Source organism: Streptomyces sp. NPDC000151 (assembly GCF_040301705.1).
GTDB lineage: Bacteria > Actinomycetota > Actinomycetes > Streptomycetales > Streptomycetaceae > Streptomyces.
In genome coordinates this window covers 1-19,489 of record NZ_JBEPFC010000057.1, presented here as the reverse complement: position 1 = coordinate 19,489, position 19,489 = coordinate 1, and the positions used below count along the sequence as shown (strand labels likewise).

Sequence of the window (19,489 nt, the reverse complement as noted above, 5' to 3'; positions counted from 1 at the left end):
GGGGGCATGGCTGAGCGTGCGCAGAAGGATGCAGAGGCGGGGACGGCGGACGGGACGGCGGAGGCGGAGCTGGCGCGGGCCCTGAGGGCGGCCGTGCGGGGCGAGGTGTCGGTCACCGCCGCCGACCGGGCGCTGGTGACCATGGACGCGTCGAACTACCGGCGGGTGCCGCGGGCGGTCGTCGCGCCCCGGGACGACGCGGACGTCGCGGCCGCGCTGCGGGTCTGCCGGGAGCACGGCGTGCCGGTGGTGCCGCGCGGCGGCGGCACGTCCATCGCGGGGCAGGCCACCGGCACGGGCGTGGTGCTGGACTTCACCCGCCACATGCGGCGGATCGTGTCGCTGGACCCGGAGGCGCGGACGGCCGTGGTCCAGCCCGGCGTGATCTGCGACGAGCTGCGCACCGCGGCCGCCGCGCACGGCCTGACCTTCGGCCCCGACCCCTCCACGCACAGCCGCTGCACGATCGGCGGCATGATCGGCAACAACTCCTGCGGCTCGCACTCGGTGGCCTGGGGGACGACGGCGGACAACGTGCACGCGCTGGACGTGCTGACGTACGGGGGCGAGCGGGTCCGCGCCGGTCAGGGGCTCGACGGCGTGCCGGGCGCCCTCGCGGACGGCGTGCGCGCCCTGGTCGACGGGGACCTCGCGCTGCTGCGCACCGGCTTTCCCGAGCTGCCGCGCCGGATCTCCGGGTACGCGCTGGACGCGCTGCTGCCGGAGAACGGCGTCGATCTCGCCCGGACGCTCACCGGGAGCGAGGGCACCCTCGGCGTGCTGACCGAGGCGACGGTGAAGCTGGTCGAGGCGCCGGCAGCCCGGGTCCTCGCCGTACTGGGGTACCCGGACGAGAGCGCCGCCGCAGAGGCCGCGCACACCCTGCTGCCGTACGGGCCGCTGACCGTGGAGGGCATGGCCTCCGACCTGGTGCCCGACGCGAGCGGGCTGCCGAAGGGCGGCGCGTGGCTCTTCGTGGAGCTGGGCGGCGGCTCCCCGGAGGAGGCGCGGGCGCGTGCCGAGGAGCTGTGCCGGGCGGCGGCCGCGGGCGCCACGGACCATCTGCTCGTGTCCGACCCGGCGGGGCAGCGCGCCCTGTGGCGGGTCCGCGAGGACGCGTCGGGGACGGCGACCCGGATGCCGGACGGGAGCGAGGCGTGGCCGGGGTGGGAGGACTGCGCGGTGCCCCCGGCGCGGCTCGGCGGCTATCTGCGCGACTTCCGGGGGCTGCTCGGGCAGCACGGCCTGCGCGGCACCCCGTACGGCCACTTCGGGGACGGCTGCATTCACGTACGCATCGACTTCGACCTGCTGAGCGAGGCGGGTATCCGCCGCTTCCGGGACTTCTCGTACGACCTGGGGGACCTGGTCGTCGCGCACGGCGGGTCGCTGTCCGGCGAGCACGGCGACGGGCAGGCGCGCGCCGAACTGCTGCCGAAGATGTACGGGCCGGAACTCGTCGGCCTCTTCGGGCGTTTCAAGGATGTGTGGGACCCGGCGGGCGGGCTCAACCCCGGCATGCTCGTCCGCCCGCACCGCATGGACGAGAATCTGCGCTTCGCCGTGCTGCCGAGGAAGCCGGTCGATGTGGAGTTCGGGTATCCGCACGACAAGGGTGACTTCTCCGCTGCCGTGCGGCGCTGCGTCGGCGTCGCCAAGTGCCGTAACACCTCCGTCTCCGGCGCGGGCGTGATGTGCCCCTCCTTCCGCGCGACCGGCGAGGAGCAGCACTCCACGCGCGGCCGCGCCCGGTTGCTGCACGAGATGCTGGCGGGCGAGGTGGTCACGGACGGCTGGCGCTCCACCGAAGTACGCGACGCGCTCGACCTGTGCCTGTCCTGCAAGGGGTGTCGCAGCGACTGCCCGGTGGGCGTGGACATGGCGACGTACAAGGCCGAGTTCCTGCACCACCACTACGAAGGGCGGCTGCGGCCCGCCGCGCACTACGCCATGGGGCGGCTGCCGCTGTGGCTGCGGGCCGCCGCGATCTCCCGGCTGGCGCCGGTGATCAATGCCGCGGCCCGGGTGGGACCGCTCGCGTCGCTGGCCAAGCGGGCCGGCGGCATCGCGCCGGAGCGCACGATCCCCGAGATCGCGCCGGAGCCGTTCACGCGCTGGCTGGCCCGCCGCTCCCGGGCGCGCCTCGGCGACGGTACGCACCTCTTCTCCAGCGACCGGGTCGCCTTCCTCTGGCCGGACACCTTCACCAACCACCTCGCCCCGTCCGCCGGGCAGGCCGCCGTCAAGGTTTTGGAGGCGGCCGGCAAGGAGGTTCTGCTCCCGGGCGGCCGACCTGGCAAGGCCGTCTGCTGCGGCCTGACCTATGTCTCCACCGGCCAGCTCGACCAGGCACGCAAGGTCATGCGGCGCACCCTGGACCGCGTCGAGCCGACGCTGGGCTCACCGGTCGTCGTCCTGGAGCCGAGCTGCGCCGCCACCCTCCGCACCGACCTGCCCGAACTGCTGCCGGACGATCCGCGCGCCGCCGAGCTGGCCCGCTCGGTCCGCACCTTCGCGCAGTACCTGGAGGAGTACGCGCCGGACTGGCGGCCGCCGCGCGTCGACCGCCCGGTGGCCGGGCAGACGCACTGCCACCAGCACGCCGTGCTCGGTGACGCGGCCGAGCGGCGGCTGCGCGAGCGCGCGGGGCTGACCGGCGAGCTGAGCGGCGGCTGCTGCGGCCTCGCGGGCAATTTCGGCTTCGAGCGCGGCCATTACGACGTGTCGGTGGCGTGCGCGGAGGAGCAGCTGCTGCCGGCCGTTCGGGACGCGGCCCCGGACGCGGAGATCATCGCCGACGGCTTCTCCTGCCGTACGCAGCTGGCGCAGCTGGGCGCGCGGCCCGGGCGCCACCTGGCGGAGGTGCTGGCCGAGCACCTGTGACGGCCGCGACCGGAAAGGCCTGTCAGTACCGAAACCAGCCATAGCGCATTTCATCCATCGCGGCATGGGCCTTAGCTTGGGATGCGTGAACCACTCGTCTCCCCAGTCCGGCCCGCAGCAGGCCGGCTCTCGCTCCAGCTCGTCCTCCGGCGCCCCGGCCGCCGCCGAGTCCCCGCAGCTCGCGCCGTCCGACGCGGGCGCGGTGCCGGTCGCGGTACCGGCGTCGGAGGAGGTGCGGCGGGCCGAGCGGGCGGGCCGGGCCGGCGGCTCCCGCGCGCGCATGACCTCCGTCGGGCTGGTCATCGGCGGCATCATCTCGCTGCAGTTCGGCTCGTCGGTTGCGGTACTGCTCTTCCCGCGGGCCGGTGCGCTCGGCGTGGTCACGCTGCGGCTGGTCGTCGCGGCGCTGGTGCTGCTCGTGGCCTGCCGCCCGAAGCTGCGCGGCTACTCGCGCGGCGACTGGGCCACCGTCGTCGGCTTCGGCATCGCGCTGGCCGGCATGAACTCGCTCTTCTACCAGGCGATCGACCGCATCCCGCTGGGCGCGGCGGTCACCCTGGAGTTCCTCGGCCCGCTGGTGCTGTCGATCGTGACCTCGCGGCGCGCGCTGAGCCTGGTGTGGGCGGCGCTCGCGCTGGGCGGTGTCGTACTGCTGGGCCGCGAGGGCTTCGACGGGCTGAACGCGGCCGGCGCCGGCTTCGCCCTGGCCGCCGGTGCGCTGTGGGCCGCGTACATCCTGCTCTCCGCACGCGCGGGACAGCGCTTCCCGCAGGCGGACGGGCTGGCGCTGGCGATGACCGTCGCGGCCGTCCTCAGCCTGCCGCTGGGCGTCGCGTCCGCCGGTTCGGCGCTGATCGACCCCGTGACGATCGGCCTCGGCGCGGCCGTCGCGCTGATGTCCTCGGTGCTGCCGTACACCCTGGAGCTGCTGGCCCTGCGCAGGCTCCCGGCGTCCGGGTTCGCCGTGATGATGAGCCTGGAGCCGGCCGCGGCGGCGACGGCGGGCTTCCTGGTCCTGCACCAGGCGCTCGGCTGGGCGGAGATCGCCGCCATCGCCATGGTCGTCCTCGCGAGCGTCGGCGCGGTCCGCTCGGCGGGCTCCGGCCACTGACTCCCGCCCGCCCCGGACCCCGGTCCTTGGGGCCGTTGGTGTGAGGAACCGGGGGCGGATGGATGAAGCCGCTCCCGGGCACGTGTGGCACCCGGCCCTCGCCGGTCATGAACGTTCTCACGAGCCGCGGATATGGACATGTCCGGACAGAAACGGTCCGGGACAGCCATGCTCCACGACGCGTACGAGTACGAGCACGGACGACGACGGAGGGGCGACGCGGTATGACGGGGATCGGGCGCAGGGAACTGCTCAGGTTCGGAGGCGCCGCGGTCCTCGGCGGCCCGGTGCTGCTCACCGGCCGGGCCGCGGCGGACCCGGGCCCGGACGTCCCGCACGGCGCGCCACTGCCCGGTGAGAATCCGGCGGCCGACCTGGTCACCAAGAAGCCGGTGGCCGACGTGCCCGTCAACAATCCGGCGGCCGACGTGCCCACCAAGAAGCCGGTGGCCGACGTGCCCACCGTGAAGCCCGTCCCCGCCTTCCCCGCGCGGGCCCCGGGCGACTGGATCGACCTGACCGGGCCGGCCGAGGCGCTGCTGGTGAAGAAGCGGCTCACGCACTTCTCCGTCCTGCAGTCCTTCGCGTTCGACGAGGCGGCCGGGTACATCTACGCCCTCCAGGTCATCCAGGGCGGCGTCCGCCTCAAGGGCGAGGCGCGGACGTACAGCCACGCGCAGCGGGTCACCCGCGGCGACCTGTGCCTGAACCGCCTCACCATGTCCGGGAAGCTGAAGGACCGGATGTTCCTCACCGGCTTCGGGCACGGCGGCTCCCTCGGCGTGCAGCACCGGCCCGGCAAGGGGCCGCTGCTCTGGACGGAGTGGGACGTCAACCCCGCCTCCGGCTACGGCCGCGGCATCGCCCGCTTCCCCTACACCCCGAACAGGGTGCTGCGGGCCGGCGACCGCGCGCTGCTCACGTACCGGCCGAAGCCGGGCACCACGAAGAACCAGCCGGCGGTCGACATGACCACCCGCCGCCTGCTGCTCCGCTACCGCCGCGCGAGCGGCGTCTACCGTTACGCGCTCTACGACCTGGACGACTTCGGCGCGGGCACCGCGAAGCCGCTCGCCGACGTCCCGCAGCCGCTCCTGCGCAAGGGCGTCTTCCACCAGGGGCTGGCGCTGTCGGGGAACTACGCGTACCAGCTCACCGGCAGCCCGTTCGGCCCCGGCAATCCGCCGTCCGGACCCGGCAACGCCCGCCTGACCTGCATCGACCTGCGCAGCGGCGCGATCGTGCAGGAGGTACGTACGAAGGCGGGGCTGAAGCTGAGCCCGCGCGAGCCGGAGGGCCTGGCCGTGCTGCACCGCGGCGGCGAACGGCTGGTCGCGGGCTTCACCTCGGGCAAGGTCAACCGCCGCCGCTTCTCGCTGTACGCACACGGCGGCTGAGCCACCGCGGGCCCCGCCGGGGCGGCCGGTGTGCTCGCTGCTCAAAAAAATCATGCACGCATGCTTGATTGATTCCCGGCGCGCTGCCACGCTCTGACACGCATCACCACCCACACACCAACTCCCCCTGCACGCACGCGTACAGGGGTGGACGAGGGGAGTGCAGCGTGTCCGACCCGAGCCCGGTGCTCGCCGACCTGCGCGCGGAGGGCCAGGCGCTGGACGCCCTCGTGGGGCCGCTCGCCGCGGACCGCTGGGCGACGCCGACCCCGGCCGCCGGCTGGACGATCGCCCACCAGATAGCCCATCTGGCCTGGACCGATCAGCAGGCGCTGCTTGCGGCCACCGACCCGGACGGCTTCCGGCGCGCCGCCGAGGCGGCGCTCGCCTCTCCGGACACCTTCGTCGACGAGGGCGCAGAGGAAGGGGCCCGCCGGCCACCCGCCGAACTGCTGGCCCACTGGCGGGCGGGCCGCGACGCGCTGCACGACGCGCTCGCCGCGTACACCGGCGGCCGGCTGCCCTGGTTCGGCCCGCCGATGAGCATCACCTCGATGGCGACCGCGCGGCTGATGGAGACCTGGGCGCACGGCCAGGACGTCGCCGACGCGCTGGGCGCCGTACGGGAGCCGACCGCCCGGCTGCGGCACGTCGCCCACATCGGCGTACGGGCACGGAATTTCGCCTACCTGGCGCACGGACTCACGCCCCCGGAGGAGGAGTTCCGCGTCGAGCTGCGGGCGCCGGGCCCGGAGGGCGGGGTGTGGACGTACGGCCCCGAGGACGCGGCGCAGCGGGTGACCGGTGACGCGCTCGGCTTCTGCCTGCTGGTCACGCAGCGGGCGCACCGCGACGACGTGGACGTACGGGCCGAGGGCGCGGAGGCCGGACGGTGGCTGGGCATCGCCCAGGCGTTCGCCGGACCCCCGGGGCCGGGCCGCGAGCCCCGGACCGCCGCCCCGAAGGAGCCCCAGGCGTGACCCACCCGGCACCCACCGCACCCCTGCGCATAGGCAACGCCTCCGGCTTCTACGGCGACCGCTTCGACGCGCTGGAGGAGATGCTCACCGGCGGCCCCCTCGACATCCTCACCGGCGACTACCTCGCCGAACTCACCATGCTCATCCTGGGCCGAGACCGCCTGAAGGACCCGGGGCGCGGCTACGCGAAGACCTTCCTGCGGCAGCTGGAGACCGGCCTCGGGCTGGCCGCCGAGCGCGGCGTACGGATCGTCACCAACGCGGGCGGCCTGAACCCGGCCGGACTCGCCGACGCGGTACGGGAGTTGGCGGACAAGGTCGGCGTACCCGTCCGCGTCGCCCACGTCGAGGGCGACGACTTGCTCGCCCGCCCGGGCTGGCCCGCGGGCACGCTGACCGCCAACGCCTACCTCGGCGGTGGCGGCATCGCGGAGTGCCTGCGTTCCGGCGCCGAGGTGGTCGTCACCGGCAGGGTCACCGACGCCGCGCTGGTCAGCGGGGCGGCGGCCGCGCACTTCGGGTGGCGGCCCGACGACTTCGACCGGCTGGCGGGCGCGGTGCTCGCCGGGCACGTCCTGGAGTGCGGCACCCAGGCCACCGGCGGCAACTACTCCTTCTTCGGCGCCCTCGACGTGCACCGCCCCGGCTTCCCGCTCGCCGAGATCGCCGAAGACGGCTCCTCGGTGATCACCAAGCACCCGGGCACCGGCGGCGCCGTCACCCTCGGCACGGTCACCGCCCAGCTGCTGTACGAGACGACGGGCGCGCGGTACGCCGGGCCCGACGTGACCGCCCGGCTGGACACCGCCCGGCTCACGGAGGACGGCCCCGACCGGGTGCGCCTGGACGGCGTGCGCGGCGAGGCGCCGCCGTCCACCCTCAAGACCGGTCTGACCCGGCTCGGCGGCTGGCGCAACGAGGTCACGTTCGTGCTCACCGGGCTGGACGTGGACCTCAAGGCCCAGCTCGTACGCGAGCAGATGGAGGCGGCCTTCGCGGCGGCCGGGCGCCGGCCCGCCGAGGTGGACTGGCGCCTCGCCCGCACCGACCACGAGGACGCGGCGGCCGAGGAGGAGGCCAGCGCGCTGCTGCGGCTGGTCGTCCGGGACCCGGACCAGGACACGGTCGGCCGGGTCATCAGCGGCGCCGCGGTCGAGCTGGCCCTCGGCAGCTACCCGGGCTTCCACGTCACGGCCCCGCCCGGCAAGGGCGCACCGTACGGCGTCTTCGAGGCCGCGTACGTACCGGCGGACGAGGTGGCACACGCGGCCGTACTGTCGGACGGCCGCCGCGTAACCATCGAACCGCCGTCGCTGACAAGGGAATTGGAGCGGGCACCCGATCCGCCGCTCCCCGAGCCGCTGCACCACGACGGCCCCACCCGCCGCGCCCCGCTCGGCCTCGTCGCCGGGGCCCGCAGCGGCGACAAGGGCGGCGCGGCCAACGTCGGGGTGTGGGCGCGCACGGAGGAGGCGTGGCGGTGGCTGGCACACGAGCTGACCACCGACCGGCTCCGCGCGCTCCTCCCGGAGGCCGCCGGGCTGCCCGTCGAGCGGCACGTGCTGCCGAACCTGCGGGCGCTGAACTTCGTGATCGACGGACTGCTGGGCGCGGGCGTGGCCTCGCAGGCCCGCTTCGACCCGCAGGCCAAGGCCGTGGGCGAGTGGCTGCGCGCCCGCCACCTGGACATACCGGAGGTACTGCTGTGACCGTGCTCGGCACAGGGCTGGACACCGCGAGCCCCGAGTACGCGGAGAACCGCGCGGCGCTGCTCGCCAAGCTGGACGAGCTGACCGCCGAGCAGGACAGGGCGGTCGCCGGGGGCGGCGAGAAGTACGTCGACCGGCACCGCAAGCGCGGCAAGCTGCTCGCCCGCGAACGCGTCGAGCTGCTGCTCGACCCCGACACCCCCTTCCTGGAGCTGTCGCCGCTCGCCGCGTGGGGCAGCGACTACCAGGTGGGCGCCTCGCTGGTCACCGGGATCGGCGTGATCGAAGGCGTGGAGTGCCTGATCACCGCCAACGACCCGACCGTACGCGGCGGCGCCTCCAACCCCTGGACGCTGAAGAAGGCGCTGCGCGCGAACGAGATCGCGTACGCCAACCGGCTGCCGGTCGTGTCACTGGTGGAGTCCGGGGGCGCGGACCTGCCCAGCCAGAAGGAGATCTTCATCCCGGGCGGGGCGCTCTTCAAGGACCTCACCCGGCTCTCCGCTGCCGGGATTCCCACCGTCGCCGTCGTCTTCGGGAATTCGACGGCCGGCGGCGCGTACGTCCCCGGCATGTCCGACCACGTGATCATGGTCAAGGAGCGGGCCAAGGTCTTCCTCGGCGGGCCGCCGCTGGTGAAGATGGCCACCGGCGAGGAGAGCGACGACGAGTCGCTCGGCGGCGCCGAGATGCACGCCCGGACCTCGGGCCTCGCGGACTACTTCGCGGTGGACGAGCCGGACGCGCTGCGCCAGGCCCGCCGGGTGGTCGCCCGCCTCAACTGGCGCAAGGCACACGCCGATCCGGCGTTCGCGGAGCCCCCCAAGTACGACGAGGACGAGCTGCTGGGCATCGTCCCCGGCGACCTCAAGATCCCCTTCGACCCGCGCGAGGTCATCGCCCGCCTCGTGGACGGCTCGGACTTCGACGAGTTCAAGCCGCTGTACGGGCCCAGCCTGACCACCGGGTGGGCGCGGCTGCACGGCTACCCGGTCGGCATCCTCGCCAACGCGCAGGGTGTCCTCTTCAGCGCGGAGTCGCAGAAGGCCGCCCAGTTCATCCAGTTGGCGAACCAGCGCGACATCCCGCTGCTCTTCCTGCACAACACCACCGGCTACATGGTCGGCAAGGAGTACGAGCAGGGCGGCATCATCAAGCACGGCGCGATGATGATCAACGCGGTGTCGAACTCGCGCGTACCGCATCTGTCCGTGCTGATGGGAGCCTCGTACGGGGCCGGGCACTACGGCATGTGCGGTCGCGCCTACGATCCGCGCTTCCTCTTCGCCTGGCCTTCTGCCAAGTCGGCCGTCATGGGGCCGCAGCAGCTCGCGGGCGTGCTGTCGATCGTGGCGCGCGCCTCCGCCGCCGCCAAGGGGCAGCCGTACGACGACGAGGCCGACGCCGGGCTGCGCGCGATGGTCGAGCAGCAGATCGAGTCCGAGTCGCTGCCGATGTTCCTGTCCGGGCGGCTCTACGACGACGGCGTCATCGATCCGCGCGACACCCGCACCGTCCTCGGCCTGTGCCTGTCCGCGATCCACTCGGCGCCCGTGGAGGGCGCGCGAGGTGGTTTCGGCGTCTTCCGGATGTGAGGAAAGCAGTGATCCACACCCTCCTTGTCGCCAACCGCGGCGAGATCGCCTGCCGCATCTTCCGTACCTGCCGTGACCTGGGCATATCCACGGTCGCCGTGCACTCGGACCCGGACGCGGACGCGTTGCACACCCGCAGCGCCGACGCCGCCGTCGCCCTTCCCGGCGCCGCACCCGCCGACACGTACCTGCGCGGCGACCTCATCGTGAAGGCCGCCCTGGACGCCGGAGCCGACGCGGTCCACCCCGGCTACGGCTTCCTGTCCGAGAACCCGGAGTTCGCGGCGGCCGTCACCGATGCCGGACTGACCTGGGTCGGGCCGCCGCCCGCCGCCATCGCGGCGATGGCGTCCAAGACCCGGGCCAAGGAGCTCATGGGCATCGCCCCGCTCACCGAGGTCACCGAGGACGATCTGCCGGTACTGGTGAAGGCGGCGGCGGGCGGCGGCGGCCGCGGCATGCGGGTCGTACGCGAACTGGACGAGCTGAAAGGGGAGTTGGAGGCCGCGCGGGCCGAGGCGCTGAGTGCCTTCGGCGACGGCGAGGTCTTCGTCGAGCCGTACGTCGAGGGCGGCCGCCACGTCGAGGTGCAGATCCTCGCCGACGCGCACGGCACGGTCTGGCCGCTGGGCACCCGCGACTGCTCACTCCAGCGCCGCCACCAGAAGGTCGTCGAGGAGGCCCCGGCCCCCGGCCTCACGCCCGAACTGACGGCGACGCTGTACGAGATGGCCGTACGGGCCGCCCGCGCGACCGAGTACCGCGGCGCCGGCACCGTCGAATTCCTCGTCGTCGACGGCACCGCGCACTTCCTGGAGATGAACACCCGCCTCCAGGTCGAACACCCCGTCACCGAGGAGATCTTCGGCATCGACCTGGTCGCGCTGCAGCTGAGCGTCGCCGAGGGCGAGGCGCTGCCCGCCGCGCCCCCGGAGCCGCGCGGCCACGCCGTCGAGGCCCGCCTCTACGCCGAGGACCCGGCACGCGGCTGGGCCCCGCAGACCGGCACCCTGCACGGCCTCTCCGTACCGGGCGTACGCCTGGACTCCGGGTATACCGACGGCGACACCATCGGCATCCACTACGACCCGATGCTCGCCAAGGCCGTCGCCTGGGCGCCCACCCGCGCCGCCGCCGTCCGCAAGCTGGCGGGCGCGCTGGAGCGGGCCCGCGCCCACGGCCCGGTCACCAACCGCGAGCTGCTGGTGCGCTCGCTGCGCCACGAGGAGTTCGTGGCGGGGCGAATGGACACCGGCTTCTACGACCGGCACCTGCCAGGCCTCACGGCCGCGGCCCCCGACCCGTACGCCCCGCTGGCCGCGGCCCTCGCCGACGCGCACGGCCGCTCGCGCTTCGGCGGCTGGCGCAACGTGCCGTCGCAGCCGCAGGTCAAGCGTTACCGCACCGAGCCGGACGGTACCGAACACGAGGTTCGGTACCGGCACACCAGGGACGGCCTGGCCGCCGACGGTGTACTGGTCGTGCACGCGGGCCCCGACCGGGTCGTGCTGGAGGCCGACGGCGTACGGCGTACGTACGAGGTCACCGCGCACGGCGACCGGGTGTACGTCGGCGCCACCACCCTCACCGCCCTGCCCCGCTTCCCCGACCCCACGGCCCAGCAGGCGCCGGGATCTCTCCTCGCGCCCATGCCCGGCACGGTCGTCCGCGTGGCGGACGGGCTCGCCGAGGGGGCCGCCGTCGAGGCCGGCCAGCCGATCCTCTGGCTGGAGGCGATGAAGATGGAACACAAGATCACCGCGCCGGTCACCGGCACGTTGTCGGCGCTGCACGCCGAGGCAGGCCGACAGGTCGAGGTCGGCGCCCTGCTCGCCGTAGTCACCAACTGATGTTGTCCTCAATCGCCGGACAGGCTTGATTTCTGGAGGATCTCCGTGATCGAAACCGAAGAACACCAGGCCCTGCGCGCAGCCGTCGCCGCCCTCGGCAAGCGCTACGGCCGCGAGTACTTCACCCGCGTCGTCGCCGACGGCAAGCACACCGACGACCTCTGGGCGGAGGCCGCCAAGCTCGGTTACCTCGGCGTCAACCTGCCGGAGGAGTACGGCGGCGGGGGCGGCGGCATCACCGAACTCGCCATCGTCCTGGAGGAGCTGGGCGCGGCCGGCTGCCCCCTCCTGATGCTCGTCGTCTCGCCCGCCATCTGCGGCACCGTCATCGCCCGCTTCGGTACCGACGAGCAGAAGCGGCAGTGGCTGCCCGGCCTCGCCGACGGCTCGCGCAAGATGGCGTTCGGCATCACCGAGCCCGACGCCGGGTCCAACTCGCACCGCATCACCACCACCGCGCGCCGCGACGCGGAGACCGGCGGCTGGATACTCAACGGCCGCAAGGTCTTCGTCTCCGGCGTCGACATCGCCGAGGCCACGCTGATCGTCGGCCGTACGGAGGCTGTGTCTGATAGAGGCGTGAGGACCGGCAAGCTCAAGCCCTGCCTCTTCATCGTCCCCCGTGACACTCCCGGCTTCTCCCGCAGTTCGATCCCCATGGAACTGGCCGCGCCCGAGAAGCAGTTCGAGCTGGTGCTGGACGATGTACGGCTGCCGGCCGACGCGCTGGTCGGCGACGAGGACGCCGGGCTCCTCCAGCTCTTCGCCGGGCTCAACCCCGAGCGCGTCATGACCGCCGCCTTCGCCCTCGGCATGGCCCGTTACGCGCTGGAGCGGGCCGTGGAGTACGCCCGCGAACGCCAGGTGTGGAAGGTGCCGGTCGGTGCCCACCAGGCCATCGCCCACCCGCTCGCCCAGTGCCACATCGACATCGAGCTGGCCCGGCTGATGATGCACAAGGCCGCCCATCTCTACGACATCGGCGACGACATGGGCGCGGGCGAGGCCGCCAACATGGCGAAGTACGCGGCGGGGGAGGCCGCGGTGAAGACCGTCGACCAGGCCGTGCACACGCTCGGCGGCAACGGCCTCACCACGGAGTACGGACTCGCCTCGATGATCACCGCGGCCCGGGTGGCCAGAATCGCCCCGGTCAGCCGCGAGATGATCCTCAACTTCGTGTCCCACCAGTCCCTGGGGCTCCCCAAGTCGTACTGATGCCGTCATGCTGCGGGACATCGTCCGCCCCCCACGCCGCAGCCGGCAGCCGACCGACCATCGAGCGAAGGGCCGTGAGTCCATGGTGTTCCGCAGCGAGTACCCCGACGTCGCACCGCTCGACCTGCCCATCCACGAAGCCGTACTGGGCCACTCGGCCGTCGCGCACGCCGACCGGCCGGCCCTGGTCGACGGCCTGAGCGGCGCCACCCTCAGCTACGCCGAGCTCGACGCCCGCACCCGCCGGCTCGCCGCGGCCCTCGCCGACGCGGGCGTGCGCAAGGGCGACGTGCTGGCCCTGCACAGCCCGAACTCCCTCGCGTACCCGGTCGTCTGCTACGCCGCCTCCCGCTGCGGCGCCGTCGTCACGCCCGTCCATCCGCTCGCCACCGCGGAGGAGGTGGCGAAGCAGCTGCGCGACTCCGGCGCCCGCTGGCTGGTGACGGTCTCCGTGCTGCTGGCCACCGCCCGTACCGCGGCCGAGAAGTGCGGCGGCGTGACGGAGATCTTCGTCTGCGACGGGGCCGAAGGACACCGGTCCCTCGCCGACCTGCTGGCCACGCAGGCGCCCGAGCCGCAGGTCACCATCGACCCGGCCGAGGACGTGGCCTGCCTGCCGTACTCCTCCGGCACCACCGGCGCGCCCAAGGGCGTAATGCTCACCCACCGCAACATCGCCACCAACCTCGTCCAGCTCGACGGCGTCCTCAGCGGCGGCCCCGGCGACCGCATCCTCGCTGTCCTGCCCTTTTTCCACATCTACGGCATGACCGCGCTGATGAACGCGCCGCTGCGGCAGGGCGCCACCGTCGTCGTCCTGCCCCGCTTCGACCTCGGCACCTTCCTGACCGCCATCGAGACCCACCGCGTCAACGCGGTCTATGTCGCCCCGCCCATCGTCCTGGCGCTCGCCAAGCACCCGGCCGTCGCGGACCGAGACCTCTCCTCGCTGGAGTACGTGCTCAGCGCGGCGGCGCCGCTGGACGCCGACCTGGCGGCCGCGTGCGCCGCCCGTCTGAAACTGCCGCCGCTCCTCCAGGCGTACGGCATGACCGAACTCTCGCCCGGCACCCACGTCGTGCCGCGGGACGCCCGCGACGTGCCGCCCGGCACGGTCGGCAAGCTGCTGCCCGGTACCGAGATGCGCATCCGCGCGCTGGAGGAGGACGCCGACCTCGGCCCGGGCGCCACCGGCGAGATCCTCATCCGCGGCCCGCAGGTCATGAAGGGCTACCTGGGCCGCCCCGAGGCCACCGACGCGATGATCGACGCGGCCGGCTGGCTGCACACCGGCGACATCGGTTACTGCGACGCGGACGGCTGGCTGCACGTCGTCGACCGGGTCAAGGAGCTGATCAAGTACAAGGGTTACCAGGTCGCCCCCGCCGACCTGGAGGCGCTGCTCCTCCAGCACGAGGACATCGCCGACGCGGCCGTCATCGGCGTGACCGACGCCGACGGCAACGAGATCCCCAAGGCGTACGTCGTACGGCAGCCGGGGGCCCTGCTCACCGAACGGGAGATCATCGCCTACGTCGCGGCGCGGGTGGCCCCCTACAAGAAGATCCGGCGGGTGGAGTTCACGGACGCCGTGCCGCGCGCCGCCACCGGCAAGATCCTGCGGCGCGAACTCCGCGCCGGGGAAAGGAGGACCGCATGACGCTCGTTCACCGCTCTCACGAGCGCGGCATCACCAGCCTCACCCTCGACTCGCCAGGCAACCGCAACGCCCTCTCCACCGCCCTGGTCGCCGAGCTCCACCAGGCACTCGCCGGCGCCGCCGAGGACCCCGGCACCCGCGCCGTGGTCCTCACCCACACCGGCACCACCTTCTGTGCCGGGGCCGACCTCTCCGAGGCGGCGTCGGGCTCGGCAGAGGACGGCCCGCTGGAGCTGGCCCGGCTGCTCCGCGCGATCGTCGAGCTGCCGGTGCCCGTCGTCGCCCGGGTCACCGGGCACGTCCGGGCCGGCGGCCTCGGCCTGCTCGCCGCCTGCGACATCTCCGTGGCAGGGCCCGCCGCGACCTTCGCCTTCACCGAGGCGCGGCTGGGCCTCGCCCCCGCGGTGATCTCCATGCCGGTACTGCCCCGCATGGACTCCCGGGCCGCCGCCCGCTACTACCTCACCGGCGAACGTTTCCACGCCGCGGAGGCGGCCCGTACGGGCCTGATCACCCTGGCCGCGGAGGACGTGGACGAGGCGCTCGTTCCCCTCCTCGCCGGGCTCCGCAAGGCGTCCCCCCAGGGACTGGCCGAATCCAAGGAACTCACCACGGCCGAAACGCTCCGCGCCTTCGACCGCGACACCGCCGCCCTGGCCCGCCGATCGGCCCGCCTATTCTCCTCGGACGAAGCACGGGAGGGCATGACGGCCTTCCTCGAACGCCGGGAGCCATCATGGTCACGATGACCTCAGCACGCCGAGAACCCCAGCAGGAGCGCAGCCGCGCCACCCGCCGCAAGCTCCTCGAGGCCGCCGTCTCCTGCCTGGCCGAACACGGCTGGGCGGGCTCCACGGTCTCCGTCGTGGCCGAACGCGCCGGCGTCTCCCGGGGCGCGGCGCAGCACCACTTCCCCACCCGCGAGGACCTCTTCACGGCGGCGGTCGAATACGTGGCCGAGGAACGCTCCCAGGCCCTCCGCACCCTCTTCCCGGACCACAGGGCCGACCGCACCTCCGTCGTCGCGGCCATCGTCGATCTCTACACGGGCCCCCTCTTCCGCGCCGCCCTGCACCTCTGGGTGGCTGCCTCCCACGAGGACCAGCTCCACGAGCGCGTCACCGAACTGGAGGCGCGGGTGGGCCGCGAGTCCCACCGCATCGCGGTCGAACTCCTGGCCGCGGACGAATCGGTCCCGGGCGTACGGGAGACCATCCAGGGCCTCCTCGACATGGCGCGCGGCCTGGGGCTGGCCACCCTCCTCAGCGACGACACCCCCCGCCGCGCACGCGTAGTGGCCCAGTGGTCCCGCCTCCTGGACGGGGCACTGGGCCACTGAGGGCGCCGGCCGTCAGCGGGCCGAGATGTCCTCGTAACCGGTGATGTCGCGCGGGCTGCGGGCCGCCGGGCCCACGTACTTGGCGGAGGGGCGCACCAGCCGGCCGGTCCGCTTCTGCTCCAGGATGTGCGCGCTCCACCCGGCCGTACGGGCACAGGTGAACATCGACGTGAACATGTGCGCCGGGACCTCGGCGAAGTCCAGCGTGATCGCCGCCCAGAACTCCACGTTGGTCGCGAGGATCCGGTCGGGCCGGCGGTTGTGCAGCTCCTCCAGCGCCGCCTTCTCCAGCGCCTCGGCGACCTCGTAGCGCGGCGCGCCCAGCTCCTTGGCCGTCCGGCGCAGCACGCGGGCGCGCGGGTCCTCCGCGCGGTAGACCCGGTGCCCGAAGCCCATCAGCCGCTCGCCGCGGTCCAGCGCCTGCTTCACGTATGCGGTCGCGTCACCGGTGCGCTCGATCTCCTCGATCATGCCCAGCACGCGGGACGGCGCGCCGCCGTGCAGCGGGCCTGACATCGCGCCCACGGCGCCCGAGAGCGCGGCGGCCACGTCGGCACCCGTGGAGGCGATGACGCGGGCGGTGAAAGTCGAGGCGTTCATGCCGTGCTCGGCGGCCGACGTCCAGTACGCGTCGACGGCCTTCACGTGCTTGGGGTCGGGCTCGCCGCGCCAGCGCTTCATGAACCGCTCGACGATCGTGTCCGCCTTGTCGATCTCCTTCTGCGGGACCATCGGCAGGCCCTGGCCGCGCGCCGACTGGGCGACGTAGGACAGGGCCATGACGGCGGCGCGCGCGAGATTGTCGCGCGCCTCGGCCTCGTCGATGTCCAGCAGCGGTTTCAGGCCCCATACCGGGGCGAGCATCGCCAGCGCGGACTGCACGTCGACGCGGATGTCGCCGGAGTGCACCGGGATCGGGAACGGCTCGGCCGGCGGCAGGCCGGGGTTGAACGCCCCGTCGACCAGCAGGCCCCACACGTTCCCGAACGACACCTGGCCGACCAGGTCTTCGATGTCGACGCCGCGGTAGCGCAGCGAGCCGCCTTCCTTATCCGGTTCGGCGATCTCCGTCTCGAACGCGACGACTCCTTCGAGCCCGGGTACGAAGTCGGACATCAGGCTGCTCCTCAAGCTAGGGACGGCGCGGCGGCTCGTGGCCACGCTGCCGTTCGGTCGGGGCCGTGCGGTCACGTGTGATGCGGTCGTCGGTGCTCCTTGCCTGGACTGCTCGCGCTCGCCCGGCGGTCCCCGCATTCCGTGTCGGACCGCGGGCGGTGACGGCACGTCACCGATTCGTTCCGGCGTTTCGGGGCGGACACCATATCTCCGGATGTCCGGAGTCCACAGCGTCCCAGCAGATGATTTTGGTGGGTTCCGCACGTGCGGGGAAGCGTGACATCCGGCACACTGTGCGATTTCCTGACGGGAGGGTTACCCGCCACCGAAGACGGGCAGACTGCCAGGCCACAAGTGGCTCATGAGCAGCCCGCCGACCGCCCGCGCGACCCGGCCGATGCTGCAAGATATGCCCGTGCACTCTGCCGACGCCGCATCCGCAGCCCACCCCGACCCCGCCTCGATGCGCGCCCAGTACCGCGCGCACGGCCTCGCCGAGGAAGACCTCGCCGGCACTCCGTACGAACAGTTCGCGCGCTGGTTCAAAGAAGCGGCCGCGAGCGGCATACACGAACCCAACGCCATGGTCGTCTCCACGGCGGACGCGGCCGGGCGGCCCAGCTCCCGCACCGTCCTGCTCAAGGCGTTCGACGACCGCGGCTTCGTCTTCTTCACCAACTACACCAGCAGGAAGGGCCGCGACCTCGCCGGGAACCCGGCGGTCTCCCTGCTCTTCCCCTGGCACCCGCTCGCCCGCCAGGTGATCGTCGGCGGCACCGCCGAACGCATCGGCCGCGACGAGACCGCCGCGTACTTCCGCACCCGCCCGCACGGCTCGCAGCTGGGCGCCTGGGCCAGCGAGCAGTCCTCGGTGGTCGGCTCCCGCGAGGAGCTGGAGCGGGCCTACGCCGACCTCACGGCCCGCTACCCCGAGGGCGAGCAGGTGCCGGCGCCGCCGCACTGGGGCGGCTACCGGGTCGCCGTCGAGTCCGTGGAGTTCTGGCAGGGGCGCGAGAACCGCCTGCACGACCGCCTGCGGTACGTGAGTACGGAGACGGGCTGGACGGTGGAGCGGCTGGCGCCCTGACGGGGCCCCGCGCGAGCCGGGAACGCAGACGACCCGCGGGCCATCTCCCCGGCGCCGTGAGGCGTCGGGGGCCGGTCGGACGAACCGGCGGCACCGCGGGTCGGGTGACTGCTGGGGATTGGCCGGCTGCGCACAGCTCTCGTGCGCTGGTCCGGCGCTGCACTGAGTGAAGCGACGGGCCGCTAGCCCGCAGCCACCTCACGCGTCCGGTAGGAAATCACTCCGGAACCACCTCCCTTCTCGTGTGCACCACACACTAGGAACCGCTCCGGCTCCCCACAACCGAATTTCCGGCGGGCACCGATTTTCCGGAATGGGGTGTGGGCTGTGTCACGTTCCAGTTGAATGATCCGACGTGCAGCACGTGCAGCCGCGTCCAGCAGGGGGTGCCAGTGACTGCTTCGTCCCGCCACTTCAATGCCGCGCTGCCCGGGGAACCGGGCCGCCCGGACCAGAGCCACGACCAGGGAGCGGACACGGACCCGCCGCCTCCGCCCGACAGCGAGGACTCCGGCCTGCTCGCGGCCCTCCTGGACGGCATGGACGCCGCCCTCTGCGCCCTCGACGCCGACGGCACCGTCACCCACTGGAACCGCGAGGCCGAGCGCATCCTCGGCTGGACCGCCGACGAGGCGGTCGGCCGCGACGGCCTGGCCGGCTGGGCGGTGCGCGCCGAGGACGCCGACGAGGTGCACGCGGCCCTGATGGCCGCGATGACCTCCCCGGGCCGCCAGGTACACGAGTTCGCGCTGCTCACCAAGGACGGCGGCCGGGTCCTCGTACGGACCCAGTCCTCCGCCGTCACCGGCGCCGACGGCGCGCCCGCCGGCGTGTACTGCGCCTTCAGCGAGGTCCACACCCAGATCGACCTCGAACGCTCCATCGCGCTCAGCGAAGCCCTCTTCGACGACGCGTCCTGGGGCGTGGTGCTCGTCGACGCCGACCTGCGCCCCGCCGTGGTCAACGCCCACGCCGCGCGCGCCCTCGGCCTGGGGCGCACGCAGGTCCTCGGGCGCCCGCTGGGGGACCTCCTCGCGCAGGGTGTCGAGGAGCTGGAGGCCGCGCTCCAGCACGTACTGGCGGAGGGCGCGCCCCCGACCGCCACCGAGCTGTGGGTGACGCTCCGCTCCGAGGAGGCCGAGGAGCCGCGCCGGTGCTGGCGCAGCGGCTTCCTGCGGCTGGCGTCCCCGCTCGCCGAGGAGCCCGTCCCCCTCGGCGTCGGCTGGCTCTTCCAGGACATCACCGACATCAAGCGCACCGAACAGGACAGTTCGCTGCAGCGTTTCCGCGCCAACCAGCTGCACCGCGCGGGCCGCGCGGCGGCCGAGTGCGAGGACCCCATGGAGTCGGCCGCCGTCCACCTCGACTTCGCGCTGGCCGGCTTCGCCGACCACGGCCTGGTCGACCTGGCCGCCACCCCGTCGCCCGCCGGCCCGCCGCTGTCCGACATGGACGCGACCACGCCCATCGAGGACGCGGACCTGGCGGCACCGCCCGACGACGCGGCCGAGCCCGCGCCCCGGCTGATCCGCGCCCTCGCCTCG

At 73.5% G+C, this 19,489-nt stretch carries 14 protein-coding genes; 13 read left to right on the top strand and 1 reads right to left on the bottom strand.

Features of this window, described 5'->3' with window-relative positions; all coding sequences use genetic code 11:
* The first annotated feature begins 6 nt into the window (after window positions 1-6).
* From ABT381_RS17910 to ABT381_RS17860, 11 genes are all read left to right on the top strand, one after another.
* Window positions 7-2,883, top strand: coding sequence for an FAD-binding and (Fe-S)-binding domain-containing protein (locus ABT381_RS17910; protein ID WP_351594699.1), 2,877 nt, complete (start codon window positions 7-9; stop codon window positions 2,881-2,883).
* A gap of 85 nt (window positions 2,884-2,968) precedes the next feature.
* The gene (locus ABT381_RS17905; protein WP_467754463.1) at window positions 2,969-3,994 is read left to right on the top strand and encodes an EamA family transporter; all 1,026 of its coding nucleotides are present in this window, start codon (window positions 2,969-2,971) and stop codon (window positions 3,992-3,994) included.
* A gap of 224 nt (window positions 3,995-4,218) precedes the next feature.
* Window positions 4,219-5,391: a phage baseplate protein gene (locus ABT381_RS17900; protein ID WP_351594697.1), complete on the top strand. Its 1,173-nt coding sequence runs from the start codon at window positions 4,219-4,221 to the stop codon at window positions 5,389-5,391.
* A 167-nt stretch (window positions 5,392-5,558) separates the two neighbouring features.
* The gene (locus tag ABT381_RS17895; RefSeq protein WP_351594694.1) at window positions 5,559-6,371 is read left to right on the top strand and encodes a TIGR03084 family metal-binding protein; all 813 of its coding nucleotides are present in this window, start codon (window positions 5,559-5,561) and stop codon (window positions 6,369-6,371) included.
* The gene (locus tag ABT381_RS17890; protein WP_351594691.1) at window positions 6,368-8,080 is read left to right on the top strand and encodes an acyclic terpene utilization AtuA family protein; all 1,713 of its coding nucleotides are present in this window, start codon (window positions 6,368-6,370) and stop codon (window positions 8,078-8,080) included. The genes ABT381_RS17895 and ABT381_RS17890 overlap by 4 nt, the downstream gene beginning before the upstream one ends.
* Window positions 8,077-9,675 (top strand): acyl-CoA carboxylase subunit beta, encoded by a 1,599-nt coding sequence (locus ABT381_RS17885; RefSeq protein WP_351594688.1) that lies wholly within the window; start codon window positions 8,077-8,079, stop codon window positions 9,673-9,675. The genes ABT381_RS17890 and ABT381_RS17885 overlap by 4 nt, the downstream gene beginning before the upstream one ends.
* A gap of 8 nt (window positions 9,676-9,683) precedes the next feature.
* Entirely contained in the window at window positions 9,684-11,525 is a 1,842-nt protein-coding gene (locus ABT381_RS17880) for an ATP-binding protein (protein WP_351594685.1), read from the top strand.
* A gap of 39 nt (window positions 11,526-11,564) precedes the next feature.
* Window positions 11,565-12,743 (top strand): acyl-CoA dehydrogenase family protein, encoded by a 1,179-nt coding sequence (locus tag ABT381_RS17875; RefSeq protein WP_351594763.1) that lies wholly within the window; start codon window positions 11,565-11,567, stop codon window positions 12,741-12,743.
* A gap of 82 nt (window positions 12,744-12,825) precedes the next feature.
* Window positions 12,826-14,403, top strand: coding sequence for an AMP-binding protein (locus ABT381_RS17870; protein WP_351594760.1), 1,578 nt, complete (start codon window positions 12,826-12,828; stop codon window positions 14,401-14,403).
* Window positions 14,400-15,152, top strand: a complete 753-nt coding sequence (locus ABT381_RS17865; protein ID WP_351594682.1) for an enoyl-CoA hydratase family protein — start codon at window positions 14,400-14,402, stop codon at window positions 15,150-15,152. The genes ABT381_RS17870 and ABT381_RS17865 overlap by 4 nt, the downstream gene beginning before the upstream one ends.
* On the top strand, window positions 15,140-15,742 hold the full coding sequence (locus ABT381_RS17860) for a TetR/AcrR family transcriptional regulator (RefSeq protein ID WP_351594680.1): 603 nt from the start codon (window positions 15,140-15,142) through the stop codon (window positions 15,740-15,742). The genes ABT381_RS17865 and ABT381_RS17860 overlap by 13 nt, the downstream gene beginning before the upstream one ends.
* A 12-nt stretch (window positions 15,743-15,754) precedes the next feature.
* On the opposite strand, the gene ABT381_RS17855 is transcribed toward ABT381_RS17860, so the two are convergent.
* Window positions 15,755-16,858, bottom strand: coding sequence for a citrate synthase 2 (locus ABT381_RS17855; RefSeq protein ID WP_351594677.1), 1,104 nt, complete (start codon window positions 16,856-16,858; stop codon window positions 15,755-15,757).
* 409 nt (window positions 16,859-17,267) lie between these two features.
* Here ABT381_RS17855 and pdxH point away from each other — a divergent pair, with 409 nt between their 5' ends.
* A complete protein-coding gene (gene pdxH / locus ABT381_RS17850) occupies window positions 17,268-17,945 on the top strand; it encodes a pyridoxamine 5'-phosphate oxidase (protein WP_351594675.1) in 678 nt (225 codons plus the stop codon).
* 392 nt (window positions 17,946-18,337) lie between these two features.
* The coding region (locus ABT381_RS17845) for a PAS domain-containing protein (RefSeq protein ID WP_502965710.1) at window positions 18,338-19,489 on the top strand (1,152 nt) is incomplete at its 3' end.